We start from the raw sequence: 514 nt of genomic DNA, 5'->3' as shown, positions 1-514 counted from the left end.
ACCTGGATATTCTTTTTGAAGACTTAGAGCTACCGAATCTAGAAAAAAATCAAATCGCTAAAATTACGGAATGGAAAACTCACCGAGCAGGTTTCCAAACCGCGGGGATCCCTTCCAACATTTCCGTTATTCGTTCATTGCAGCAGTCGTTAGCTCGTCGAACTGCCATGACTGCTGGCAAAAAGCGACTTCTTAAAGAGCTCGAAGACGAGTTGACTCGCATCAAAAATATTGAGCCAGCACAACAACTTGAAGAAAATCGTCTGAAAAAAGAAATCGAAGAACTGCGCAAGAAAATTGAAAATGTGCCGTTTATCGATACTTTCGATTTACGTTTTAAAAACTACGAAAAACGACCAGTCCCTTCTAGCCAAGCCGTGATGTTTTGTTTGATGGACGTGTCTGGTTCTATGGATCAAGCGACCAAAGACATCGCAAAACGCTTCTATGTGCTGTTGTATCTGTTCTTGCCTCGCACCTATGAAAACGTAGACGTTGTGTTTATTCGCCACCA

Annotated in this window: 1 protein-coding gene; it reads left to right on the top strand. The window is 42.2% G+C overall.

Annotation, left to right across the window (positions count from 1 at the left end; all coding sequences use genetic code 11):
* On the top strand, positions 1–514 hold a 514-nt coding region (locus tag R7190_RS30885; RefSeq protein ID WP_318138345.1), incomplete at both ends, for a DUF444 family protein.

It is taken from the genome of Vibrio sp. 1078-1, from assembly GCF_033340475.1.
This window is presented reverse-complemented; position numbering and strand designations above follow the sequence as displayed.